At 49.9% G+C, this 24,801-nt stretch carries 20 protein-coding genes and 1 pseudogene; 5 read left to right on the top strand and 16 right to left on the bottom strand.

All coding sequences use genetic code 11. The annotated features are described in order from the left end of the window. The 15 genes and pseudogenes from NTH01S_RS09885 to NTH01S_RS09810 form a co-directional block, all read right to left on the bottom strand. On the bottom strand, window positions 1-208 hold a 208-nt coding region (locus tag NTH01S_RS09885), incomplete at its 3' end, for a transposase (RefSeq protein ID WP_068173267.1). Window positions 209-407: 199 nt separating this feature from the next. Then, window positions 408-1,055: pseudogene (locus tag NTH01S_RS11620) on the bottom strand (transposase). A gap of 131 nt (window positions 1,056-1,186) precedes the next feature. Beyond that, window positions 1,187-2,062 carry a 2-hydroxyacid dehydrogenase gene (locus tag NTH01S_RS09870; RefSeq protein WP_245642340.1) on the bottom strand — a complete coding sequence of 292 codons (876 nt, stop codon included), beginning with the start codon at window positions 2,060-2,062 and terminating at the stop codon, window positions 1,187-1,189. 62 nt (window positions 2,063-2,124) lie between these two features. Further along, window positions 2,125-3,000, bottom strand: coding sequence for a GNAT family N-acetyltransferase (locus tag NTH01S_RS09865; protein WP_068173261.1), 876 nt, complete (start codon window positions 2,998-3,000; stop codon window positions 2,125-2,127). Continuing rightward, a complete protein-coding gene (locus NTH01S_RS09860) occupies window positions 2,997-3,500 on the bottom strand; it encodes an Lrp/AsnC family transcriptional regulator (RefSeq protein ID WP_068173258.1) in 504 nt (167 codons plus the stop codon). The genes NTH01S_RS09865 and NTH01S_RS09860 overlap by 4 nt, the downstream gene beginning before the upstream one ends. Window positions 3,501-3,532: 32 nt before the next feature. Then, a complete protein-coding gene (locus tag NTH01S_RS09855; protein ID WP_068173255.1) occupies window positions 3,533-4,987 on the bottom strand; it encodes an NAD-dependent succinate-semialdehyde dehydrogenase in 1,455 nt (484 codons plus the stop codon). Continuing rightward, a complete protein-coding gene (locus tag NTH01S_RS09850; protein ID WP_068173252.1) occupies window positions 4,984-6,801 on the bottom strand; it encodes an ABC transporter ATP-binding protein in 1,818 nt (605 codons plus the stop codon). Before NTH01S_RS09850 ends, NTH01S_RS09855 begins: the two co-directional genes overlap by 4 nt. 2 nt (window positions 6,802-6,803) lie before the next feature. Beyond that, the gene (locus tag NTH01S_RS09845) at window positions 6,804-7,610 is read right to left on the bottom strand and encodes an ABC transporter permease (protein WP_068173250.1); all 807 of its coding nucleotides are present in this window, start codon (window positions 7,608-7,610) and stop codon (window positions 6,804-6,806) included. Continuing rightward, entirely contained in the window at window positions 7,607-8,563 is a 957-nt protein-coding gene (locus NTH01S_RS09840; RefSeq protein ID WP_068173245.1) for an ABC transporter permease, read from the bottom strand. Before NTH01S_RS09840 ends, NTH01S_RS09845 begins: the two co-directional genes overlap by 4 nt. Then, window positions 8,560-10,104: an ABC transporter substrate-binding protein gene (locus NTH01S_RS09835; RefSeq protein ID WP_174523621.1), complete on the bottom strand. Its 1,545-nt coding sequence runs from the start codon at window positions 10,102-10,104 to the stop codon at window positions 8,560-8,562. Before NTH01S_RS09835 ends, NTH01S_RS09840 begins: the two co-directional genes overlap by 4 nt. Window positions 10,105-10,313: 209 nt before the next feature. Then, the gene (locus tag NTH01S_RS09830) at window positions 10,314-11,036 is read right to left on the bottom strand and encodes an HAD-IA family hydrolase (RefSeq protein WP_068173242.1); all 723 of its coding nucleotides are present in this window, start codon (window positions 11,034-11,036) and stop codon (window positions 10,314-10,316) included. Window positions 11,037-11,063: 27 nt separating this feature from the next. Further along, the gene (locus NTH01S_RS09825; RefSeq protein ID WP_245642338.1) at window positions 11,064-13,550 is read right to left on the bottom strand and encodes a TonB-dependent receptor; all 2,487 of its coding nucleotides are present in this window, start codon (window positions 13,548-13,550) and stop codon (window positions 11,064-11,066) included. 171 nt (window positions 13,551-13,721) lie between these two features. Next, window positions 13,722-14,795, bottom strand: a complete 1,074-nt coding sequence (locus tag NTH01S_RS09820; protein ID WP_068173236.1) for a tartrate dehydrogenase — start codon at window positions 14,793-14,795, stop codon at window positions 13,722-13,724. Beyond that, window positions 14,792-15,946, bottom strand: a complete 1,155-nt coding sequence (locus tag NTH01S_RS09815; RefSeq protein ID WP_068173232.1) for an amidohydrolase — start codon at window positions 15,944-15,946, stop codon at window positions 14,792-14,794. The genes NTH01S_RS09820 and NTH01S_RS09815 overlap by 4 nt, the downstream gene beginning before the upstream one ends. 3 nt (window positions 15,947-15,949) lie before the next feature. Beyond that, window positions 15,950-17,428: an aldehyde dehydrogenase family protein gene (locus tag NTH01S_RS09810; protein WP_245642337.1), complete on the bottom strand. Its 1,479-nt coding sequence runs from the start codon at window positions 17,426-17,428 to the stop codon at window positions 15,950-15,952. Between the two features lie 180 nt (window positions 17,429-17,608). Here NTH01S_RS09810 and NTH01S_RS09805 point away from each other — a divergent pair, with 180 nt between their 5' ends. The 3 genes from NTH01S_RS09805 to NTH01S_RS09795 are packed head-to-tail and all read left to right on the top strand — an operon-like array spanning window position 17,609 to window position 21,697. Continuing rightward, window positions 17,609-19,024, top strand: a complete 1,416-nt coding sequence (locus tag NTH01S_RS09805; protein ID WP_456306302.1) for an aminotransferase class III-fold pyridoxal phosphate-dependent enzyme — start codon at window positions 17,609-17,611, stop codon at window positions 19,022-19,024. A gap of 35 nt (window positions 19,025-19,059) precedes the next feature. Continuing rightward, window positions 19,060-20,409, top strand: a complete 1,350-nt coding sequence (locus NTH01S_RS09800) for an MFS transporter (RefSeq protein WP_068173228.1) — start codon at window positions 19,060-19,062, stop codon at window positions 20,407-20,409. Between the two features lie 13 nt (window positions 20,410-20,422). Continuing rightward, a complete protein-coding gene (locus NTH01S_RS09795) occupies window positions 20,423-21,697 on the top strand; it encodes an NAD(P)/FAD-dependent oxidoreductase (protein ID WP_084367289.1) in 1,275 nt (424 codons plus the stop codon). A gap of 52 nt (window positions 21,698-21,749) precedes the next feature. On the opposite strand, the gene NTH01S_RS09790 is transcribed toward NTH01S_RS09795, so the two are convergent. Continuing rightward, on the bottom strand, window positions 21,750-22,415 hold the full coding sequence (locus NTH01S_RS09790; protein WP_068173221.1) for a haloacid dehalogenase type II: 666 nt from the start codon (window positions 22,413-22,415) through the stop codon (window positions 21,750-21,752). Window positions 22,416-22,632: 217 nt separating this feature from the next. Here NTH01S_RS09790 and NTH01S_RS09785 point away from each other — a divergent pair, with 217 nt between their 5' ends. Next, window positions 22,633-22,986: a cupin domain-containing protein gene (locus NTH01S_RS09785; protein WP_068173217.1), complete on the top strand. Its 354-nt coding sequence runs from the start codon at window positions 22,633-22,635 to the stop codon at window positions 22,984-22,986. A 59-nt stretch (window positions 22,987-23,045) separates the two neighbouring features. Further along, window positions 23,046-24,371 (top strand): NAD(P)/FAD-dependent oxidoreductase, encoded by a 1,326-nt coding sequence (locus NTH01S_RS09780; protein ID WP_068173214.1) that lies wholly within the window; start codon window positions 23,046-23,048, stop codon window positions 24,369-24,371. Window positions 24,372-24,801: the final 430 nt, after the last annotated feature.

The raw sequence follows: 24,801 nt of genomic DNA, 5'->3' as shown, positions 1-24,801 counted from the left end.
AAAGGCGTTTCAGGCGGGTATTCTCATCTTCCAACGCCCGCAGCTTCTTCGCTTCCGAGACCTCAAGACCGCCATAACGGGTTTTCCACTTGTAAAACGTAGCATCACTCATACCGTGTTTACGGCAAAGATCCGGTACTTTCAGCCCCGCCTCATGCTCATGCAGGATCTTGATAATCTGCTCTTCCGTAAAACGACTGCGTTTCATAGGTCCGGTTCCTTATCCAACGGACTCTACTTTAAAATGGATACATTTCCGGGGGGCACGTCAAACTGGAGGGATCGAAGAACCGTTGAATGATGGTTTTTTGTTGCACGGCTTGATGGATCGACGGCTGGTTTTCGAGTTTTCGGATGCGTTTTCGCTCTCGTCTTGAGAGTGGAAGGGCTGCGTCTTCTTCCGATTGCTACGCGATGGCACTGATCCTCTCGAGGAAGACCAAGCGGCGCATATTGTAAACGACATTGGCCAGTCTGATCCGCATCGTGGCCCGGGTGATGCCTACGGTTCGGATGAAGAGCCCTGTCTGTGATGTCTGATCTGCAAAGACATGCTCGACGCGGGATCGAATGACGGATTTTCCTCCATTCGATCTCTGGATATGCCGCAGCATGGGCTTGAGATGCGGATTTTCCCTGTAAACCTTCGAAACAAAGCCCTCTTTTTTCATGAAGTCCTCATTGGCTTTCGAGCGGTAGGCCGTGCCAGCACAAACGCTCACGGAACAACCAGACCGTTTTGGCATCTGGCACGCGGTCCGACAGCCCCAGGCCAAGGAAACGCATGAAGGAGAGCCGGTCGTTGATCAGATATTCCGTTCATCAGACAGGTTGTCCAACGCCTGGATCACCAGAATTTTGAACATCAGCACCAGATCGAACGGCGGGCGTCCGCGTCCGCCTTCGCTGCCATCAGCATAGGTAAGGACCTTATTCAGTTCAGGACGAAATACCTCAAAATCCACCGTCCGGGAGAATGCCTCGAGCTGATCACCAAGCCCGCTCAGACGCGCCAGCCGCTCTTCAACATCAAAGAACCCAGACTGCGTCATCATCCATCTCCATCTCATCAACTCACAAGAGGGGGAATCACAGGGTAGGCATCAAAACTAGAGCGTTTTTCGAACTCTCCACCCAAAGGATCACATCACTACAGAGCCGATATTCAAACTGTGTAACAATGCCTTTAATACCCTAACGACCTGCTAATCTCTCCCGTCATTTCAAATCCCCGTTCATACTGCGTGATATTTTTCAAAATCATTTCCCCTCCCGATTCAACACGTGAAGAGCTTGCGACATGAGGTGTCAGAATAATTGACGGGTGGTCCCAGAAAGGGTGCTCCTTCGGAAGAGGCTCAGGGTCTGTAACATCGAGAACCGCTTGGCTGAGTTGTCCATTATCAAAAGCCCAAAGCAGATCATCTTGTACAAGGTGCCCTCCCCGCCCACAGTTAATAAGGCATGATCCTTTAGGGAGCTTGGCAAATAATTCCCTGTTCAGAATGCCTCTTGTCGCGTCCGTTAACGGCATCAAGCAAATAAGAATATCCGTGGAAGCCAAGAAAGCATCCAACTCTTCAGGCCCAGCATAACTTTTAATGCCCAGAATATTATGTCGGCTTCGGCTCCAGCCGTTGCAGGCATAGCCAAATTGCGCCAGTTTCTCTAACACTGGCGTACCAAGCGCCCCCATACCCATAACCCCCACGCGAAACGCACGCGCAGATATGTTAGCCCCCCCCTGCCAGACATGTTGTCCTTGCTGCTGAGCGTAATGAAACATCTTGCGGTGATAAGACAGAACAGCCCACAAAACGTATTCCATCATCCCTTCTGCCAATCCTGGCTCCATCATACGAACGATACGAATACTTTGAGGGATCGTAGCAATATTTAATTGATCGACCCCCGCTCCGACGGAGAAAAGAACCTCTAAATTGGGAAAAACCTCTGATAAGTTTTCCGGCGGCTGCCATGCGGCCAGATAACGTACTTTTTGTGGATCATCGATATCAGGCCAGACATGAAAAGGTAGTTCAGGTAACTCACGCGCAAACATTGGCTTCCACAGGCGCGCACGCTCTTCGGTGGATTTAAGAACAAACGACATAACAGTAATCCTTAACCAAGGGCCTGACTGGATAGGGCAAAATATTGTGGGGCATTACCCTCGACTACAACGGGTTCCGTAGACATGGTGTTGACCACATCGACCCGGACGAGACCCATGTCATCCAGCCAACCAGAGAGACCGGATGCCGCCGGTGTATCAATCCGAATGAACTCCCCACCATAAGTGCCAATCCAATGAGAAATAAGAGCCTTGGCCTGTTCAATTGTTTTTGCCGTAACCGGACCGATGAGCCATCCCCACCCAAATCGGCGGCAAAATGAATATCCCCGTATTCCGTTTTCTGTATCAATCACTACAGCTTTAGCGTTCTGCACCAACTCTCCCATGAGAGCTGACCGGTTCATACCAGTAGCAGCGTGATCAAATGTTACGATATCTTCAAGGTCATACGGAACAACAGGACGTATCCGCTGCCCCGCATCAAGCGCAATGATGGGAGAAGATGCGCCATTACCCTGATGCTGCTCTACAATTCCCGTTGGGACAAAACCAAATTTTTCGTAAAGAGGCTGCCCTGCTGGCGTGGCATTTAAGGAAATCGAACGACCGGGTAAAAGTCTACGTACTGCTGTCAGCATGTTCGTGCCAATCCCGTGACCTTGCCATGCACTATTGACGATAATCAACCCGACCGAGGCATGACGATCTCCAAAGCTCCACCACAGAATAGTCCCAATAATATCGCCATTTTCCAGTGTCGCAACTAGACCATGCCCCAGACGCAGCATGAAACTCCAGTCCTCAATTCGGTGAGGCCATCCTAAGACTTTTGATAGACCCGATGCGGCGGAAAGGTCTGCTTCAGACATTCTACGGAAATTAATAGCTGTTTGTTCACGCTCGCGCGTGTTGTCCGAAGTCATATCGAACGCTCCGTGTTTTTGGTGAGGTTTTCAATCAGAAATGCAGGCTTCAGAATGGGCGATTTTATAACGATGTAACTAAAGTACTTCTCGATACCAATATTTTGATCAAGAAGCGCCTCTATTGTCTCTTGGTAATGATCTATATTTCTGACCATGAATTTGAGAAGGTAATCATATCCACCGCTAATAAGGTGCGCCTCTACAAGAGATTCTACTTTATGCATTGCAGTTTCAAAGCGGAAAAAATCATCCCGCCTGTGGTCAGAGAGTGTTACTTCCGTAAAAACGGTCATAACACTCGAAATTTTCTGCAACGCAATCTGTGCGCCATATCCAACGATATAGCCCGCAGTTTCCAACCGCTTAACGCGAATCAGACATGGGCTGGCCGATAGGCCAACACGATTTGCTAGCTCTACATTGGTCAGTCGGCCATTCTTCTGCAACTGAGCTAGTATTTTAAGATCAATACGATCTAACTTTGGCGCGATTGCCATAATTCACATCACTCTTTCTTTTGCAGGAATTATCATGCAGCAGGTAAGCCAATATGAAAGCTTTTTACTTCCAAAAACTCTTCAAGCCCTAACGAGCCACCTTCACGCCCTAGACCAGATTGCTTCACGCCTCCAAAGGGCGCTGAGACCATCGATACTGAGCCGGTATTCAGCCCCACCATTCCGAAATCAAGCGCCTCACCAACGCGCCATGCTCTTGAAATATCGTTGGTAAAGAAATAACTCGCCAGCCCGAACGGGGTCGCATTGGCCTGTTCAACGGCATCATTCTCGTATTCGAAACGAAATACAGGTAGAATTGGACCGAACGTTTCTTCTTGCGCAATCTTCATCTCGGCTGTGACATCTGCCAGCAGAACCGGTGAAACAAAACGCCCTCTAATCTCCAAAGGCTTACCGATGACGCGCCCCCCCTTTGCGAGAGCATCTTCCACATGCTCTTTTACTTTAGCAACAGCAGCGTCATTAATGAGTGGCCCGATCTGTACCTGCGGGTCAAAGCCGTCACCTATATTTAAACGTGCCACTTTTGCCGCCAGCCTATCTAAAAATGCATCATGAATCCCAGATTGAACATAGACACGGTTTGCACAGACACAGGTTTGTCCGGCGTTACGAAATTTACTCATCATTGTTCCAGACACTGCCACCGACAGATCGGCATCATCAAAAACAATCAAAGGTGCATTTCCACCCAACTCAAGGCTCAGTTTCTTGACCGTGTCTGCAGATTGGCGCATCAGCAACGACCCCACTTTAGTGGAGCCGGTAAATGATAATTTGCGTATAATAGGGCTAGCCGTCAGAGTTGGTCCAATATCTTGAGCATAACCTGTCACAACCGATAAAAGCCCTTTTGGAAGCCCTGCACGCTCCGCCAGAACAGCCAGTGCCAAAGCGGAGTACGGCGTAAGTTCTGAAGGTTTGAGCACCATGCTACACCCGGCGGCAAGAGCCGGCGCACATTTACGGGTAATCATCGCGAGCGGGAAATTCCACGGCGTAATGGCAGCCGTTACGCCCACCGGCTCTTTCAAGATAATAACCCGCCGATCCGGCGTTGGGACTAAGGCTTCCCCTTGCACATGCTCAGCCTCAGCGGCAAACCACTTCAGGAAAGATGCAGCATAGGTGACTTCCCCCTTGGCTTCTACCAAGGGTTTCCCCTGCTCCATGGTCATGATCTGGGCCAAATCCTCCGTATGATCGAGCATCAATTGGTACCATGCCATCAGCAGAGCTGCACGCTCTGCGGAGGAACTCCGGCGCCATTTTGCCTGTGCAACCTGTGCGCTCTCAATAGCCGCACCTGTTTCTTCCGCGGTACAAGCCGGAATTGTGCCGATCACCTCTCCTGTTGAAGGGTTATCGACCGTTAGGCTTTTGCCACTCGTAGATGTTTTCCAATCTCCTCCAAGAAATGCCGTTTGGCGGAAAAGATCTGGGTCGTTCAGGGAAAACGTCATGTTGAAAACTCCGGACGTGTAGACGTAGGAAGGTGGCAAAGAACTCTAGGCCCCTGTGGAACAAAAAGTGTCGGAGGGGGCTCTTTGTCGCAGAGGCCACTGACACGATCAGGGCATCGGGCAAGAAAGCAGCATAACTCAGGGGGAGTAGACGCGGGATCACATGTGGCTACGGGCAAAGCCTTCGCCAAACCCCGCTCCCGCGTTCTTTCAAGCCAACTCGAATCCATTAATGGAACAGAAGCACGTAAAAGCCGGGTGTATGGATGATGTATCCCCGCCCCTAAAGCTTCTGCTGAACCGACCTCTACAGCCTGCCCTGCGTACAGCACAGCAACACGGTCACAAATAGACTGAAGAGCGTGCAGGTCATGGGTGATGAAGATAAAGGCGAGACCGAGGTCGCGCTGTAAATCTGTCATTAGGGTCCGAATGGCCGCTGCGACGACTGTATCTAAGGCTGCCGTTATCTCATCACACAGCACGACCTTCGGGCCAGCGGCAAGTGCACGGGCAAAATTGACTCTTTGCTTTTGGCCGCCTGAGAGCTCTGAGGGCAATCGCGTGGCCAACGCTGGAGAGAGTTGGACCATATCCAGTAATTCATAGACACGCCGCGTGACAGCCTCACCTCGAGCATTGCCATAAAAGCGAACAACGCGCTCAAGGGTTTTGCCAATCGGCTTTGTCGGATTCAAAACGCTGTCCGCATTTTGAGCAACAAATTGTAGGTGGCGCCGCTGTTCTGGTGTGCGCAATGTCACATCTCCGGCAAGCGATACCCCGTTAAAAAAAATATCTCCAGAAGCCCAAGGCTGAAGCCCCGAAATGGCACGCGCGAGGGTGCTTTTGCCACAGCCAGACTCACCAATTATGCCTAACATCCCGCCTTTCGGCACACTGAAACTGGTATGATTAACAATCACGTTCTCAGGCAAGCCCATAGCCGTGGGTCGACCATACCCCACCACGAGATCCCGCACCTCCAGAAGTGCCTCCCCCTCTTCAACGCCTTGCGTGGGTCTCACACTGGGTTCCGCCGCCGCGAGAAGAGCCTGACTGTAGGGATCTTCAGGCTGAAACAGGATGTCCGAGACTGTTCCTGCTTCCCGTATAGCGCCATCTTTCAGAACGACAGCATGATCGGCAATCTGGGCGACAACGGCCAGATCATGCGTCACATATACCCCCGTTATACCACGCTCTGCCAAAACAGCCTTGAACGCAGCAAGAACTTCAATTTGTGTCGTGACATCAAGGGCAGTCGTCGGTTCATCAAAAACGACAACTTCAGGATCTGTTATCAAGGCCATCGCGGCCATTAAACGCTGCAACTGCCCTCCCGAAAGCTCGCTCGGGTAGCGCTTCCCGATCGTTTCAGGGTCTGGCAGCGCTAATGCGCGGAATAAGTCTATAGCACGTGCTTCCAGATCCCGTTTTGGCAAGATACGGTGCACCGACGCGGCCTCAACCACTTGCGGCATAATGGATAACGCCGGATTAAAAGCACTTCCTGCATTCTGTGCCACATAACTGACCACCCGTCCTCGCATTGAACGACATTCATGAGGTGTCAGCGTTGTGATATCATATCCAGCAACCCGAACACTGCCTCCAGCGATCCGACAACCCTTTCGGATATGGCCTAGTAACGACAGTGCTATTGTGGTCTTACCCGATCCAGATTCACCGATCAGAGCCAACATGTCTCCGCGCTGTACTGAAAAACTGACATTCTGGACAATTGGGAGTTCAACCCCCTTGCCCCGACGTCCAACAATATCAAGATTTTCGACCTGAATAGTGGCTGTCATAGTCAATCCTTCCTACCATGAGAATCAAGAGTCACATTGATCCCGACAGTCAGAACGGCAATTACGATAACGGGTACGATCATCGCCGGAGAGCCATAGACCACTCCCAACATATTCTCTCGGACCATAGAACCAAGATCAACACTGGGTGGCTGAACGCCAATCCCTAGAAAACTCAGGTTGCTCAACAACAGCACCGAATAAATGAATCTCAGCCCTATATCGGCCATCATCGGGCCTGCTATATTGGGCAAAATTTCTTGCACAATGATATACGTCATCTGCTCGCCTCTAGCGCGGGCCATCGTCACGAAATCACGTTGCGCAACGCTTTGAGATAACGCCCGGCTCGTACGGTATGCGCCGGACATATAAATCACCCCCATTGTCATAATCAGCGCCACTGTTGATGTGCCGAATACTGCTATGACGAGTAGGGCGAACAGAAGGCTTGGAATAGCAAGAAAACCGTCTGCAACCCTACCCGCCAATACCTCGACCCATGACTTAGAAGTGACGGCAGCAATGCCCATGAACGTACCGATAGAGCAGGACAGAAGCGTTGACGCAAAGCACAGCAAAACCGTATGTCTAATCCCATCCAATAGCCGAGATAGCGTGTCACGGCCTAAATAGTCTGTCCCCAAAAGGTGAGCCGTTGAGGGGCCTGAAAAAACAGGCTGGCTGCTAATTGCGCCCGGATTATAAGACGAACACAGTGGGCCAATCAGTGCCAACAAAAGCCAGAATACAAGCAGCAGAACAGCCCGATCATGCTTGCTCCGCAATTTTCCGAATATACCGATCATGCTTTTCGCCCTCTCGGAAGAGACAAGATCGTAACAATATCGGCAAACGTTGTGAGTATGAGATAGGTCACACAAAAGACAAGCGCACAAGCTTGCACCATCGGGACATCGCGCGAACTCACAGCATCCACCATTAAGCCAGCAATACCCGGATAGGTAAAAACAACCTCAATCACCACAACTCCCCCAAGTAAGGAAGACAGACTGAGTGCCACCGCATTCACGATCGGGCCAAGAGCATTAGGAAGGGCATGCACAAGGATTAGTCGCACCGGACCAATGCCTTTGAGAAGAGCCATTTCAATATAAGAGGCCGAGAGGGTATCTGCCATCGCAGCACGTGTCATACGCACCATTTGAGCAAGGCTCACAAGCGCGAGAGTGGTGACGGGCATGAAAAACGCATACAGGAATTGTCCTAAAGAATGGACACTTCCGACATCGACAATGGCCGGCAAGAGGTGCAAGCGCACAGAAAAAACATACACTGCGATGGTAGCAATGACGAATTCGGGAACAGAGACCACTCCTAAAGTCATAATTGAAACGATACGGTCGTAAAACGTATCTTTCCAGATGGCCGAGGTGATGCCGAGAAAAAGCGAAGCAGGCACGGCAATCAACGCGGCAGCCCCGGCAAGCAGGAGTGAATTATGGAGACGCGGCCCTATAGCGTCTGCAACAGACAGGCCATTCAATAAGGAATGACCAAACTCACCATGCACAGCCGCCCAAAGCCATGACCAAAAGCGAAAAAATATAGGCTGATCAAGGCCCATCCCATGCCGTAGCGCCGCAACCGTCTGCGGTGTTGCATTCTGCCCTAAAAGCGCATCCGTCGCATCGCCAGGGAGGATATTCGTCACGGCAAACACGGTTACCACCACAAAAACCAGCGATGTTGCGGCAGCAAGGCAGCGTTTACCGATCAGCTTTGGCAGTGAGTTTTTCACGTCGCCCTCCCCCGGTTGCCCCTGAGCCAGACCGAACGAGCAAAATCATAACCCATCAATTGACCGGCCTGACTTGGACGAAGGCCGCAAACATGCGGCGCATATGCATCCAGGCTGGTTGTGAAATTGGGTATACATACCCCCGATCCAGACGCGATGAGTTCCTGCATATCCCAGTAAATCTGACGTTTTCTGGCGTCATTTCCTGTCGATTTAACTTCTGAGAGAAGACCATCGAAATGTGCATTATGCCACCGCGATTCATTCCACGGAGACGTGCTGGCAAAGCCAACACCTAGTGTCAGACTGGGCGCAGGCCTCGGATTGATATTACCAAACCCTAAAGAAGCCTTCATCCAATATTGCGTCCAGTATCCATCGACCGGGACACGTTGCACGGCTATTTTTTGAGCGATCTGAGAGGCTGAATATTGCAAAACAACGGCAATATCCACGGACCCGAGCGCAGCCGGAGAACAAACCATCGGAAGGATTTCATTCCAAAAACCACTCCGCTTCAGTAAGAACTGCGCCTTGTCTGGATCATGCTCGCGGGGAGCGAGTTGATGATTGAAATACGGACTTTCGGGCGGAATGGGCTGATCATTGCCTATGCGCGAAAAACCCAGAAAAACCGATTGTCGGATCTGTTCTCGATTAAAAAGATACTTAAGACCTTCGACAAAATCAGCAGAACGCCCATATCGCTGATCCAGCCTAACAGATAAATCCGTATAGGTGCCCTCAGGGCTTTCTATAATACCGAAACCGCCTTCCTTCAGCATTTGAACAAGACGTGGATTGGCAGTTGCAATCAGATCCACATCCCCCGACATTAGGGCATTGTGTCGCGCCATATCGTCAGGAATAGCAATCAGTTCGATACTGTCGAGATAAGGCCGATCACCCCAAAAATCAGGGTTTCTAGTGCCAATTACTCGAATACCGGGGGCAAACTCTTCACAATAAAAAGGACCTGTCCCATTAGCATGACTAAAATCTTTTGTTCCAGCTTTTACAATGGCAAAATTACTAATCCCCAAAATGGCTGGGAAATCCGCATTCGGCGCATTGAGCACAATCTCCACCACAAGAGGAGAGATAGCCCGTACGGACTGCATTGTTTTGGCAAGCGCATATTGTTGAGAACTTACGCTTGGATCTTGATGCCTAAGGAGTGAAAAAACAACGTCCTCTGCTGTCAGAACGGTTCCATCATGAAACCGAACATTGCGGCGCAAACGGACACGCCAAATGACAAAGCCATCACTGTCAAGCGTTTCTGCTAGTGCTAGCTGTGGATTGAGCATGTCATCCAGTGAAACCAAGCCATCATAAAACAAACGGCCACGAATATAGTCCGTAGCCATAGACTGACGCGCCGGATCAAGCGTTTCTGACGCGGATCCAACCACACCAGCAACTTTCAAATGCCCACCAAAAATAGGCGCTGCAATACCGTTCTGTGGCGCCATTCCTGCCGCTAAAAGCCCAGAACCTTTCAGAACGGTCCGTCGCTTGAGGAAAGATGCTAGCTGCACTTTAATTCCTCAAAAAACGGCGCATACGGGACAACAGAACACACGATAAAAAAAGTCATTTTAGCCTCTGCTGTTTCCCTGCATGGCGAGCCCAAATACAATGGTGATTTCGATATAAACATAAAATGACTGAATATTATATTCGAAGTACCTCCCTTATACAGCGTAATGTGCTGAATGATTTTTATATTGCAGCATATAACGCTTCATCATGAGTAAAGCATAACCAATTCGTCACGATCTGCCGCGTCCGCTAAGTCAGAAAGGCTTAAATAATGATAATCCGGCACGGTCAATTCAGGAACGGAAACCGTGCCACCGAACCCACCACCCATAGCCTTTCGGCGTTCAATCCAGCACACACTGTAGCCTAATTGCCGTGCAATGCCGATATCATTGAACTGACTCTGCGCGACATGCAACACATCTCCCTTTGTGTAGCCCTCTGGAGCAAGTTGCTCTAGCACATAGGTAAAATATTGCGGGTCAGGCTTTTCACACCCGCTGTCATCTACGGTAAAACCCCTCAAAAACGGAGATCCCAGCGTTTTATCCATGCCATCAAACGCCCATTTACGCGCATTGGTCATCGCGACAAGGTGAAAATGCTTTTTTAACCTTTTAAGGGCATCAACACTGTCCTTGAATGCGGGCCAAGACATCGCACTCCAAACAAATTCCTTTTCTTCCCCATAGCCTGTAGGAAGGCCGAACTTATCAGCTAAGGATAAGTAGATAAGAGCAAGGTCTTCTGGAAAGAGCAACTTTTCCGAACGGTTCCGCAGAGCACGATATTCTGTCAGGAATAATTCGAAATCGAGCGTCTCTTTTTTTGGGCCGAGGAGTTTCCCTAACGCATTTTTCATTCCGCCTTCAAAATCGATAAGTGTTCCGACGACATCGAATGTCAGGATCTTAGGTTTACGCGCCATGAGCTTTAATCTTCCTAAAAATTCCACTCAAAAACCAGATGTCAAGGAGAGAACGCCTGCAAAGCCGCCACCAACAAAGTAAGTTGGGGAACTGCCCGCGATGGTGGTGCCACGCACACCTTTTGTTGGGTTAGCATTCATACTGAGACCGCTGACCCCAGAAAGAAATCCATTGTTACCAACATTCATGAGGTTAATTTGAATTTGAGGGTGCTTAAGATATAAATAGTTCTGAAAACGATATCCAAAATTAAGATTAAACGTTTCAAACGATGGAATGCTCTGATCATTCATGAAGGTTGAATACTGCTTGCTGACGTAATTCATATTAAAGGCCCCGAAGAGGCTGCCGTTATCATAGGACAACCCAACAGCAAACGTGACCTTCGGACTCTTAACCGCGACTTTCCCTGCAGATCGAATGTAATCATTACCGACTTGAAGGTTATTGTCCGTTGTGGCGTGTAAGTATTGAGCTGAGACATATGGGCTGAAATGGTGCCATGGACGCAACCCTAGCTCGACCTGGGCCCCGCGCGCTGTCTGCCCACCGCCATTGATGGACTCTGTGACGGGAGTTCCACTCGCATAAGTGGTTGTGCTAATCTGACGGTTCGTAAAATTATAATTGAAAAGTGCCAATGCTACACTGACAAGGCCAGTGTGACGATAGCCGATTTCCTCACCAATCGCATATTCAGATTTTGGGTTAACTGTATGAGAGCGCGTCTGTGCACCACTAGAAACACTGTAACGATCTGCATATGACATGATGCTGGCTGGCATACGGAAAGATGTCGTGCCGTTGATATAGATTTGATCATTTTGGGTTATTTTATAACTCATAGAAATCTGAGGCTGGGGCGCTGCTTCACTTTGTCCATTTTTATAATTTGTTCCTGGGATATTTTGGGTCAATGTGCGAGTTATCATAGTTTCTTTAAAACCCGCCGTTAATGTGAGGCGATCATTCAAAGCCTTATACGTATCATTGATAAATAAGGAGTTTGTTTGCTGAATTAAGTGAATATTATACTGTGAGAGAGGTGAACCCGCCTGAGTTGTGATCGCCCACTGTCCATACATACTCGATACCTGGCCGTCTGGACCGAGAGCTTCGTAAAGGGATGGTTCAGATTGATCAAAGTAAGAATACCAATATCCGATAGCGAGTGCGTTGCTTCCCTTGGTCCAAGTAAGGTTTGTATTTATCCCGCTATAATACAGGTTATATTTATCAATCGAAATTGCTGAGAACGAGTTACCACTGCTGGCTCCGGTGTTCTGTAGAACTCCAGCTCTCTGATTGCCGTAATAGCTTCCAGTTCTTGAGAGGGTCGTACCGCCATTATCATAGCCAGTAGCGTAGCTGAAATATGGCGTTGTATTCAGGCTGAGGCCATGGCCAAGATTCAGATTGACCGGCGCCCCAAGAATAAGCGTGCGATGGAGGTTCTCCTGCAGCTTATAATAATCTGAACTCCCTTTCGTATATTTATCCGCATAGTTGTAATTGACGCCATACTTCTCCCACGCCGATTTAGTCGGAGCGCGCAGGTAATACTGAAGCGGGTCATTATAAGACAATACGAAGGAGGCCTTGTTCCCTTCTCCCCATTCCTTCACGAATTTTCCATCCACATGATAGCGCCGTGTCTGACCGACACCACGCCACTCATCGGCTGTTCGGGCAGAAAAAGAGAGAAACCCTCGTATGCCTGTATTGCCAATATCCCCAGTATCTAAGCGAACAAACTCCCGTTTCAGACTAAAGGACCCGTAGGAAAAATTAGCCAAACCACCAAATTTATGTGACGGATCACGGAGGCTTTCCGTTAACTCTCCACCTACAGCGTTATATAGGGGTGATATGATATCTGGAGAACCTTGTGTGAGCGTGATGCTCTGGATGTTTTCGTTATCTGCCGTTGAGGATGTGTAGGGCAGAAGGTAGACAGGCGCAGCAGCAGGAATCCCTTCGTAAAGATACCCGATTTCTGTTTGATCTAGACCACGAACACTCAGTCCTTGCTGATCATCATTCGTTCCCAGCGGGTCATTCCCAGAATAAACGACCCCCGGAAGGTTGGCGATCATCGAGACCGGATTGGCTGTGGGACTCTGTTTTGCAATGAAGTCACGCGTAATACCGCTGCGAGACTTTGCAACGATCTGCGGCGGCATAAGTCCGCCTCCCGGCGTTGTATTCGTGACGCCTGTCGCAGAGGCTATGCCCGCATGTACAACCATGCTTTCGGTCTCATGCGCTTCGACGTCTTTATGATGTAATACTGCAGAAGTAGACTTTGTTTTTATGAGGGCAAGAACCTGCTGCGCATCTTTACTCGCCTGGGGAGTATGTCGGTAATGTGTAGCCTCAGCCGCCCAAGCACTTTGCACTGATAGCCATGTTGAGAATGTAAGCAGGGCTAAGCGCCCATGCTTTTTTTTAGCTCTGGAAATAGGTTTAGAGCGGCAACACTGGGAAACGATCATTGACAATGAATCTGGCATGGCTATTTCCATCGGCGGCTGGTCCTCCGCACAGTTTCGGAGAACCGCACATATATTTTTCTGACAGATAATTCGTTGCACAATCGATGCAGTTATTTCTCCTGTTTCTACGATTTGATTGACATATAATTCCGTTATTGCAACATTTTACACGGTATTGCGCAGAGCGGGTCAAATGCTCTTAAACAATCCGTCGGCTATTGCACTTCCTAGGTCTTGAGTGCTGTTCTGCCCACCCATATCCGGTGTGCGTGGACCATTCTTCTGGGATAAAACAGCGGTCATTGCGTTCAAAATAAGCGTAGCCGCTTCAGATTCTCCTAAGTGATCGAGCATCATGGACACCGCCCATATTTGACCAATCGGGTTCGCAATATTTTGCCCAAAAATATCGGGGGCAGACCCATGCACTGGCTCAAACATCGAAGGGTATTTTTTTTCTGGGTTGATATTCGCTGATGGAGCAACGGCAATAGTGCCGGTCATACCCGGTCCTAGATCAGATAAAATATCACCGAACAAATTGCTCCCAACAATAATATCAAAACGCTCGGGGGACATAACAAAGCGAGCGGCTAAAATATCGATATGATACTGATCCATACGAACATCAGGGTACTCTTCTCCAACGGCCGCAAAGCGTTCATCCCAATACGGCATAGAGTGATAAAGACCATTCGATTTGGTAGCCGATGTTACATGAAGACGATCCATTTTACGGGCAAGTTCAAAAGCATAGCGCAATATCCTGTCAGTCCCGTGTTTCGTAAAAACAGCGCTTTGAACAACGCCTTCTGCGGCCGTACCCTCTGCAAACCGACCACCAATTTGAGAATATTCCCCTTCAACATTTTCACGCACGATCCAAAAATCGACATCTCCCGGCTTTTTATTAGCCAAAGGGCAAGGAATTCCCGGCAAAAGCCGCACAGGACGCAAATTCACATATTGATCGAACTCTCGGCGTATCTTGAGAAGAAGCCCCCATAGTGACACATGATCTGGAACGCCCGGATATCCCACAGCACCCAGCAAAATAGCATCATTCTGCGCTAATTGGCTCATGCCGTCTTCGGGCATCATGTGACCGGTTTTCAGCCAGGTTTCACAACTCCAATCAAAATGAGCATAATCGAACCCAAGTCCGCACACGCGCCCGACAGCATCAAGAACCTTAATAGCTTCCGGCATAACTTCTTTGCCAATGCCATCGCCCGGCAAAATGGCAATTTTGTACGTCGTCATAATTCTGTATCCTTATTGGTGCGCAGACATGCATGGGCAAGCGCCACCCAGTAAGCGATGCCTTGCGGAATAATGGTGTCGTCAAAGTCATAATCAGGGGAATGCAAAGGCGCAGATGAGCCATTTCCCAGCATGACAAATGTGCCCGGTCTTTTTTGCAGCATAAAACCGAAATCTTCAGAGGCCATACTCGGTTTCATGTTAGAAATAACGGTGCCCTGCGCGCCGACAGCAGACCTCATAGCAGAAAGAGCCAAAGCCATTTCGTCCGTTGTATTTACGGTCACAGGATAAGGCTGATAAAACTCAATCGCGATGGTGACTTCATGCGTGTGCGCAAGCCCTTCAGCCAGACGGGTCATCCCCCTTTTGAGAGCCTCTAGCTCTTGAACATCCAAAGAGCGGATTGTGCCGCGTAATGTGGCTGTTTCAGGGAGAATATTGTCCGTTGTTCCGGAATGGAACGTACAAATCGATAGAACTGCTGGCTCCATAGGGTCAGAACGCCGCGAAATCAACAACTGGGCTTCTTGAACGAATGCAGCCCCGATTGTTAGAGCGTCACGACCAAGGTGAGGCTGAGCGGCATGTGACCCCTGACCTGTTATCGTGATCAAAAACCGCCATCCACCCGCCATGATAGCCCCTGCACGTGTCGCCATGGCCCCAATGGGAAGGCCCGGCCAGTTATGCATTCCAAAAACACGATCAGCAGGGAATTGCTCCAACAAGCCTTCGTCCAGCATGACTTTAGCGCCGGCGCCCCCTTCTTCTCCGGGCTGAAAAACAAAATGGACCGTCCCACATTCCGGCGGATCAAGCGCCAGTACTGCGGCAGCTCCCAGAAGCATGGTTGTATGACCATCATGCCCGCACGCATGCATACGCCCAACATGACGGGAAATATGAGCATGATCGCCCCGCTCCTCTATTGGCAAGGCGTCCATATCCGCGCGAAAAAGGATTGATGGCCCCGGTTTTTTTCCGTGAAGAGACGCGATAACACCCGTTTTTGCGAGACCTCTCGATGGGCGATAACCGAAAGAGGACAGAATCTCTGCGACACGATCTGCCGTTCGAAACTCTTCAAATTTTACCTCAGGGTGAGCATGCAAGTCTTTTCGTAAGCTAATGAGATCTGCGAGGTCCATGACTTACGACTCAAATGCCATAAGAACGCTTTTATAGCGCAAATTAGCCTCAACAGCCTGACGGCCAAGATCTTTACCAATACCAGAGCCGCCATACCCACCCGTAGGAATCACAAAATCAGAGGAACGGCCATACCGATTAACCCAGACTGTACCCGCTTTAAGATGACGTACCGCACGCATAGCACGCCCTAGATCAACAGTATGAACACCGGCTGCAAGCCCATATGTTCCATGAGAGGCCAAAGATAACGCTTCGGCTTCATCCTCAAAGGTCTGAACCGTCAAAACAGGCCCGAAAACTTCATCCTTTACAGCTTGCATCTGCGGCGTAACCCGCGAAAGGATACACGGCGAGAGAAACACACCACCCGGCCCATCCAACCGCTTCAGTGGCACAAGTGCAGATGCCCCTTCTTGTAAGGCTGCATGGATTGTTGTTTCTATCGCACTGGCCTGCCGCTGCGAAATGATTGGGGAATACCGGGTGGCTGCATGTTCGAGCGCTCCGGCTCTAAAATCTTGCGCCTTAGCAATTATTTTCTCTACCAAAGCATCATGAATCGTCTTCTGAACGATGAGGCGCGACCCAGACACGCACACCTGCCCCGCATTCCCGGTAAAGGCGCGAACAATGCGGTCTGCAACAGCATCTACATTACGAATATCATCGAAAACAATCTGCGGGCTTTTTCCACCCAGTTCGAGCGTGACAGGTTTGGGGCCGCTTTCAGCGGCCGCCTTCATGATCTCAATTCCAGTGCGTGTGGAACCTGTAAAGGTTAATTTTCCACAAATCGGATGTCGGACCAAAGCATTTCCCGTAATCGGACCTGTTCCTTGCACTACATTGAACAGACCTGCCGGAACACCGGCTTCGATAGCCAATTCAGCCAATCGAATAATGGAAAAAGGCGTCATTTCGGATGGCTTGAGCACAACGCCATTTCCCGCCACCAGTGCGGGAATAATTTTCCAACTCCCCATGACTAAAGGAAAGTTCCACGGTGCAATCGCTCCGATTACGCCATATGGCTCAGCCAAAACGAGGCCCAAAAGGTCACTTTGTGTAGCAGCAACGTCTCCACCCAGTTTATCGGCATATTCAGCGAAAAAACGTATGCCTTCAGCCGTAAAAGGAACATCCCATGCTGTTGTTTCTGCAATTGGGCGCGTCGAGCACAGCGCTTCCAAACGCGCTAATTCCACAACATGATCGTCTACAAGGTCCGCCCATCGCCGTAGGACCCGCCCCCGCTCTCTCGGTGCACAACTCGCCCAGCCGGAGCGCATCTGCACATCACGCGCTAGTCTGACAGCATGATCTACCAGAGCGTCCCCTGCTTCCGGCAGATGACACAACAAGCGCCCGTCTGACGGACCATACACAGGAATAACGCCCTCACCCGTTAGCCGTTTTCCATCCACAAAATGCGTGTTCGGAAGCGCCACAAGGCGTGGGTCAAAGGTGAGAGCTGTCATTATATATTCCTGCAAGAACCATCTCGGCAATGAAATAATGTGCGCAGTTTGTGAGTATGGGGCAAACAACAAAATGCCCCGAGCATATATTTGAATATCCCTGCTATTCCCGGCTCACCTACAGCATTTTCTGCTCCGGATACGGTCTTTTCTTGCATTACATATTGCAGGGTTTGCGCAATGATCATGTTTAAGCTCAGTGCAGGAAACATCATGGATACGCCACATCTCATCTCGCTTGACCGAGAACACCTCATTCATCCCGTGTCGTCATGGCGGGACCACGAAACGAATGGTGCAACCATTCTGGAATCTGGCAAAGGTGCCTGGCTGACAGACAGTAAAGGCAACCGCCTTCTAGACGGTTTTTCGGGTCTATGGTGCGTCAATACTGGCTATGGCTGTGAAAGCGTCATTGAAGCGGGTCGCCGTCAGCTTGAGAAACTCCCCTACGCTACTGGCTATTTCGGTTTTTCAAGCGAACCTGCTATCGAATTGGCTACACGTCTGACGCGGCACGCACCGGGGCATCTCAACCATATTTATTTCTCGCTCGGCGGCTCGGATGCTGTGGACAGCACACTCCGCTTTATCCGTTATTATCAACACGCTCGAGGCACACCTGAAAAGCGTCATGTCATAGGCCTTCAAAAAGGTTATCATGGCTCTTCTTTTGTCGGTGCAGGCCTTACAGCACTGACAGTCTTTCACCGTGATTCTGACCTCCCACTTCCATGGCAGCACCATATTCCAAGCCCAGATCCTTACCGCCACCCTGCCGGCCCCAACGGGGACGCCATCATTCAGGCTTCGGTGCAAGCGCTCCATGATGAAATCGCAAAAATTGGTGGCCCACAGCATGTCGCAGCCTTCTACTGCGAACTTGTACAAGGATCTGGTGGCGTCATTGTTCCGCCGAAGGGGTGGGCAACAGCCATGCAGGCAGCATGTCGTGCGCTGAATATTTTATTTGTCGTCGATGAAGTCATTACAGGCTTTGGCCGGACCGGTCCTCTCTTTGCTTGTGCTCATGAAAATATCGAGCCCGATATGATGACGGTGGCGAAAGGGCTAACAGCAGGTTATGCCCCAATGGGCGGCGTATTCTTGTCTGACACGATCTATGAGACGATCCGCGATAAAACGCCATCGGGCGTTGCCGTTGGACATGGCCAAACCTACAGCGCTCATCCGGTCAGTGCTGCCATTGGCCTTGCCGTTTTGGACCTGTATGAAGGCGGCCTACTGACAAACGGAACGCATGTCGGCAAGCATCTTGCAAATCGTTTGCGAGGTCTCGACAATCATCCACTCGTGGGCACAACCCGCTCCCTCGGCATGTTGGCCGGTATTGAGCTTGTCACGGACAAGGCGGCCAAAACCAAACCGGATGCCCAGCTTGGTCTTTCCAGTAAATTGAGCCGATATGGTTATGAGCAGGGTATTCTCTTCCGTGCTTTCAGTGATGACGTCATCGGCCTGGCACCACCGCTGTGCAGCACAGTTGCTGAAATAGATCAGCTCTGTGACGGCATCGTCTCCGTACTGGATCAGGTCATGGACGATCCAGCCGTAGGCAGCGCTCTGAAAGCCTGAATCTCCCATGGGAGGATGCAGAAGGTTGCCCCATCATGACGCCTAAATTGTCTTCCCATGAACCAGCGACACTGGACGATCTCCCCCCGACAAAATTTCATGCGAAAATTGCCCTAATCTCTGCTGGGGGGCCATTTTGTGATGGCTATATTCTCGGTATCATCGGCATCGCCCTTCCCTCCATTGTACGAGATCTTCATCTCACCGGAGGGGAAACAGGTCTTGTCGGTGCTGCGGCCCTCGTTGGTGTTTTGGTCGGCGGAATGCTGGGTGGAGCCGTCGCAGATCGGTTAGGACGCCGGCCGCTCTTTACACTTAATATCGCAGCTTTCTTAGTCTTTTCCGTGCTGCAAAGTACGTGTTCTGGCGTATTGTTTCTCGTCACTCTCCGCTTCTTGCTGGGTGTCGCTGTTGGCGCGGATTACCCCATCGCCACCTCCTACGTCACCGAATTCTTGCCGCGCATACTCCGGGGCCCGGTACTGTCCGGATTAATCATGGCGTGGTGGCTTGGATACATAGCAAGCTACGCTGTAGGTTATGCGCTATCCTTCTTCCCAGAAGTTTCGTGGCAGAGCATGCTGGCCTCAAGCGCGGTTCCATCACTGACCCTCTTTTGTCTACGCATGGGGCTACCAGAATCCCCGCGCTGGCTCATTCAAAAAAGGCGTATCACAGAAGCTCAATGCATTTTACGCGACCATCTAAATACGGATATTCTTCCTCACGCAGAACCGCAGGGGCAGCTTTCCCCACTTCAGATTATGCGCTCCCCTTATCGCGGCGCGCTCGTATTCGTCAGTGCATTTTGGATATTACAAAGCGCTCCTGGTTTTGCAATCCATACGCTTCAGGCTCAGCTCCTGCGCCAGTATCATGTCTCAAATGCGTTGTTAGGATCATTCTGTATTACGGGGCTAACTATTGTGGGTATCTTGCCTGTGACACTGGGCTTGATAAACCTCATGGGGCGCCGTTTATTATTAATTGGTTCTTTCGCCATAAGCTGGGCGGGGCTTTTTCTTCTTGGAATATCGTCGCATCCGACCACTGGAATAATCTTCTCAGGCTTCATTTTGTATTCAGTCTCTGAAGCAGCTGGAAGTGGCCTGCAATTCGTTTACCCGAATGAGCTGTTTCCAACAGCCATCCGGGCAAGTGCAGTCGGTATGGCCTGCTCTTTCAGCCGGTTAGGTGCGGCACTAGGAACATTTCTTCTCCCAATAGGCTATGCGCAGTTTGGTATGCGCCCCATGATGCTGATAGCAGCGGGCTTTATGCTGGCCGGCCTACTCATCAGCTATATCTGGGCTCCAGAAACGAAGCATACCTCTTTGGGCGAAAAATCGCCGTTCATTGAACCATCTTCCCCTCGCGCCTCCTGACGGAGATCATTATATGAAATTTGTTCCCTATTGGCTGGATAGCATTACATCCGTTTCCAGCACCTCTCTGTCAGCATTTCCAGCAAAGGCCGATGTCGTCATCGTAGGTGGTGGCTTCACGGGGCTTTCAGCCGCCCGCACCTTAGCAAAAGCTGGCAAGAGTGTTGTCGTTCTCGAAGCCGACCAAATTGCATGCCATGCTTCTGGCCGTAATGGTGGGCATGTTAATAATGGTACAGCAGGTAACTTTCAGGCCATGGTCGGGAAATATGGGCTAGAGCAAGCTGTAGCTTTATACCATTTTTTCGACGATGCTGTAGATACCGTCGAAAACATCGTGACGACTGACAAAATCGCCTGCGATTTTCGTCGATGCGGAAAGCTAAAGGTCGCTTGGACACACCAACATCTCGCAAATTTACGCGCAGACCAAGAAGCTGTGAAACAATACGCTGACCCAGAAACTGACCTCTTGGACCGCGAAGCGGTTACCGCAGAGATCGGAGGATCTACAACGTTTGAGGGCGGCATTCTGTATCGTAAAAGCGCACAGATGCATGTTGGAAGATTTGGATATGCTCTTGCCGCTCAAGCTATGAAAGCAGGTGCCCAAATCTTTGAAAATACGCCAATGATGGGCCTTCGTCGGGTAGGGAACGTATTTGAGGTTTCTTCGTCTGCGGGTGTTATTCAAGCGAAAAATGTTCTACTCGCCACCGGAACGAGCCGAAAAGCGCCGAATTGGTTTCGCCGCCGCATCATGCCCGTAGGCAGCTTCATCGTCGCCACCGCTCCTATGCCCGAAGACCTCTTCGCGCGTATTCTACCTGGACGCCGGAACGTCGTTACCACCCGCAATATTCATAATTACTTCCGCACAACGGAAGACCGACGTTTGATTTTTGGTGGACGAGCGAACTTCTCCCAATCTAGCGAGAAATCAGATATCAAATCCGGACAGATTTTGCATACAGCCTTGACCGAAATCTATCCCGAACTTGCAAGCACAGACATTGATTATTGCTGGGGAGGCAATGTCGATATGAGTGTTGATCGTCTCCCGCATGCGGGAGAATGGAACGGTGTTACCTACGCAATGGGGCTGAGCGGGCATGGTGTTCAAATGTCCGTTCATCTTGGACAACTTCTGGGCCGTAAGTTAGCCGGAGAATACGTTAATATTCCGGTATGGAACCAACCGTGGTCGCCTATTCCTGCCTACGGCATTGCGGCTCACTTTATGCCCGTTGTCGGTGCTTATTTCCGCGCTAAAGACAGATATTTCTAAGTCCGGTACAGAAATCCCGCAGGAAAGCATATCTCCTGCGGGGGTATTCCTCTTAAAGCCCAAAGGCGCCTGGAAGTCCGCTGATATCCTTAATCTCTTCATACTCATAAAAAGGATTAGCGGGTTCATGGCCACGATTGACCCAAATTTTTGAACGTATCCCTAAATCATGCGCCGTCATGAGATCATAACGAAAAGATGATGAAACATGCGTGATGTCCTCTGGACCGCAGCCTAAAACATCTAACATGTATTCAAAGCCATTCATGTGCGGCTTATACGTTCCCGTTTCTTCCGCTGTAATGACTTTGTGAAATGGTGCGCCTAATTTTTCAACATTAGACATGATCTGACTATTCATGGCGTTGGATAGGATAACTAGCGGAATGTCCTTGGCAACTTTTGCAAGTCCTGCTGGCACATCTGGATGCGGCCCCCATGTCGGCACTTCATTGTAAATTTGCAACGCATCTTCTGCACAGAATGGAACGCCATTCTTTTTACAGGTACGCTCCAGAGCATTATGTACCACTTCCGCGTAAGGCTTCCATGCGCCGAGTATCTCATCAAGGCGATAAGCCGCAAAGTTTTTGATGAAACGCTGCATCGCGGCTTCACTCAGAGCCTCACCATAAAGTCTGCGTGCGGCCCCCGCCATGTCGAAGAATGTTAATGTACCGTAGCAGTCAAAGGTAATGAACTTAGGGCGGAAGGTCATACACAATTCCTCATGAGGTAATAACTGTCTGTCATAGCCATTATGATGCCGTCTTTAGGACCACAGTGGATATCAGGTTTTCGTCATTCGACGCAGGAAATTTCATATTGAAACAAGGATGCAGTACGCTCTGCTGCGGATGCTTAAAAATCAGGAGCAGAATCGGTGCAGAACACGGCACATTGGGTCGATACATTCCAATGTTATGAGACTCTTTATGACCCTACTTCTTCCCATCACAACACAGCAAAACTTTCCCCCTCGCGCTTCTGTTGCCGAACCAGAACGTCTTATTTCAGGGGCCCCGGCATTCAAAACATGGGCCTTAGACACGTCACGTGATGGCAACGTTCGCACAGGTATGTGGCAGGCTACACCCGGGATCACGCACTCTATTAAAGGGAACGCGTTTGAATTTTGTCATATTCTTGAAGGTCTTGTTAAAATTGTAGAAAATAACGGAGAAACGTACCTCTTCAAGGCTGGTGACAGTTTCATCATGAAGCCCGGTTTTATGGGGACATGGGAAACAATCGAAACCGTAAAAAAAATCTATGTCCTTGTAGAATGACAGATACGTTAACGCCTACACCACATATCCGTACAAACTGCCTACGCTAGGAACGTCCTATGCCCGCACCACTACACCTGATCCAGACAGCTCCTACAGTACCAGCAGAAGCCGATGTCGTTGTTATCGGCGCCGGAATTGTGGGGGTTTCAGCTGCCTACTGGCTCGCCAAAGCTGGAATGAAGGTTGTCCTTCTGGAGAAAGGCTCAATCGGCGCTGAACAGTCCAGCAGAAACTGGGGATGGTGCCGCCAACAGAACCGTGATGCGCGTGAATTACCATTATCAACACGCAGCCTTTCCTTGTGGGAAGACATGACAGCGGATATCGGAGAAAATCTTGGCTTTCGTCGTTGTGGCTTGCTGTATTTAACGAAAAATCAGGCCGAATTAGATGGATGGGCACGATGGGGACAGTTCGCCCGAAAGGAAGGCGTTGACACACGAATGCTCAACGCAAAGGAAGCTGCGCAGCGTGGTAAGGCAACACAACAAAAATGGCTTGGCGGCGTATGGTCCCCAACAGATGGCATCGCTGATCCCGCCCTTGCCGCTCCGATGATTGCCAAAGGTGTGCTGAAACATGGCGGGCATGTTGTTCAAAACTGTGCGGCCAGAGGGGTTGAACTCTCTGGAGGATCTATCTGTGGTGTAGTGACGGAACGAGGAACTATTCGTACATCACAGGCGGTTATGGCTGGCGGCGTATGGGCACGCTCGTTTTTGAATCAGGTTGGAATCAATCTTTCCCAATCGTCTGTTCGTTCATCAATTCTGTCCGTTAAGCCAGGCATATCCGGTCTGCCAGACGCGTTACATACGCAAGTGTCATCCATTACACGCAGAGCAGATGGCGGCTATACGCTCGCTATCTCTGGAAATGGCCGCGTCGACCCCACCCCGGGAATACTCAAAAATACAACGCAATTTCTTCCGATGTTTACACGTCGCTGGCGTCAACTTTCTCCCGGAGACTTTCAGGCGTGGCAATATGGTTTCGATACGAACAGAAAATGGGCACTTGATGACATAACTCCTATGGAAAAAACGCGTATTCTTGATCCGCATCCGGATATGAAAACGCTTAAAAAGACTCTTCATCAAGCGAGGACTCTCCTGCCTGCCTTAGAAGAATCTCATGTGCAGGCTGCGTGGGCGGGCTACATTGATAGTACTCCAGACGGTGTTCCCGTTATTGATCCGGATAGTGGCGTACCTGGTCTTTTCATCGCTGCGGGGTTTTCAGGGCACGGTTTCGGTATTGGCCCCGGGGCTGGGCATCTCGTTGCTGATATCTTGCTAGGAAGATCGCCGATCACCGACGTAATGCAGTATAAAATTTCTCGATTCAAGAAAAGCGCTTGGGGGAAAGTCGCTGATTTTTAAAAATAAGAGCCCATTCGACTGCCTACACGAAAGTCTATTTTACAAGGGCTGTCACATGAAATTAATGTAGTCGGAATAAGGGCCTCTGAACGCCCCCAAGGAGAAACGTGCTATCCCGGAAACCATTAACGCACTCTAAAAAACTTCCCCCCGCCCGCAAATACTGAGAAATACTTCTACGAACAAAATTTCACCCATGCATTAGCCGTTTAATTCCGGTAAATATAGATCTGCTGACGCGTCCCCAATTTGTTACCACTGGTAAGTAGGAGTTTCTCTTTTATGGTGTGTGGTTGATGGGATGGCAATGGTCTTATGGGCATGCCCCTACGACCATAGGTGAGCGACTTGAGCAGTTTTTTTCCACCGAGCTTTGAGTATGAGCGCACGGTATTGTAACCCTCACGCCATAGCGCCAGAATATGTCGCA

The organism is Neokomagataea thailandica NBRC 106555, assembly GCF_001598495.1.
Lineage (GTDB): Bacteria > Pseudomonadota > Alphaproteobacteria > Acetobacterales > Acetobacteraceae > Gluconobacter > Gluconobacter thailandicus_A.
The sequence above is the reverse complement of the archived record's forward strand: the minus strand, read 5'-3'. Positions and strand labels throughout refer to the sequence as shown.

Excerpts from the sequence above, each read along its gene's own strand:
- NTH01S_RS09870 (WP_245642340.1), bottom strand. The coding sequence starts at position 2,062 with ATGTTTGCGCGTGAGTTACCTGAACTACCTTTTCATGTCTGGCCTGAT.
- NTH01S_RS09865 (WP_068173261.1), bottom strand. The coding sequence starts at position 3,000 with ATGACTTCGGACAACACGCGCGAGCGTGAACAAACAGCTATTAATTTC.
- NTH01S_RS09860 (WP_068173258.1), bottom strand. The coding sequence starts at position 3,500 with ATGGCAATCGCGCCAAAGTTAGATCGTATTGATCTTAAAATACTAGCT.
- NTH01S_RS09855 (WP_068173255.1), bottom strand. The coding sequence starts at position 4,987 with ATGACGTTTTCCCTGAACGACCCAGATCTTTTCCGCCAAACGGCATTT.
- NTH01S_RS09850 (WP_068173252.1), bottom strand. The coding sequence starts at position 6,801 with ATGACAGCCACTATTCAGGTCGAAAATCTTGATATTGTTGGACGTCGG.
- NTH01S_RS09845 (WP_068173250.1), bottom strand. The coding sequence starts at position 7,610 with ATGATCGGTATATTCGGAAAATTGCGGAGCAAGCATGATCGGGCTGTT.
- NTH01S_RS09830 (WP_068173242.1), bottom strand. The coding sequence starts at position 11,036 with ATGGCGCGTAAACCTAAGATCCTGACATTCGATGTCGTCGGAACACTT.
- NTH01S_RS09825 (WP_245642338.1), bottom strand. The coding sequence starts at position 13,550 with ATGCCAGATTCATTGTCAATGATCGTTTCCCAGTGTTGCCGCTCTAAA.
- NTH01S_RS09820 (WP_068173236.1), bottom strand. The coding sequence starts at position 14,795 with ATGACGACGTACAAAATTGCCATTTTGCCGGGCGATGGCATTGGCAAA.
- NTH01S_RS09815 (WP_068173232.1), bottom strand. The coding sequence starts at position 15,946 with ATGGACCTCGCAGATCTCATTAGCTTACGAAAAGACTTGCATGCTCAC.
- NTH01S_RS09810 (WP_245642337.1), bottom strand. The coding sequence starts at position 17,428 with ATGACAGCTCTCACCTTTGACCCACGCCTTGTGGCGCTTCCGAACACG.
- NTH01S_RS09805 (WP_456306302.1), top strand. The coding sequence starts at position 17,609 with ATGATCATGTTTAAGCTCAGTGCAGGAAACATCATGGATACGCCACAT.
- NTH01S_RS09800 (WP_068173228.1), top strand. The coding sequence starts at position 19,060 with ATGACGCCTAAATTGTCTTCCCATGAACCAGCGACACTGGACGATCTC.
- NTH01S_RS09795 (WP_084367289.1), top strand. The coding sequence starts at position 20,423 with ATGAAATTTGTTCCCTATTGGCTGGATAGCATTACATCCGTTTCCAGC.
- NTH01S_RS09790 (WP_068173221.1), bottom strand. The coding sequence starts at position 22,415 with ATGACCTTCCGCCCTAAGTTCATTACCTTTGACTGCTACGGTACATTA.
- NTH01S_RS09785 (WP_068173217.1), top strand. The coding sequence starts at position 22,633 with ATGACCCTACTTCTTCCCATCACAACACAGCAAAACTTTCCCCCTCGC.
- NTH01S_RS09780 (WP_068173214.1), top strand. The coding sequence starts at position 23,046 with ATGCCCGCACCACTACACCTGATCCAGACAGCTCCTACAGTACCAGCA.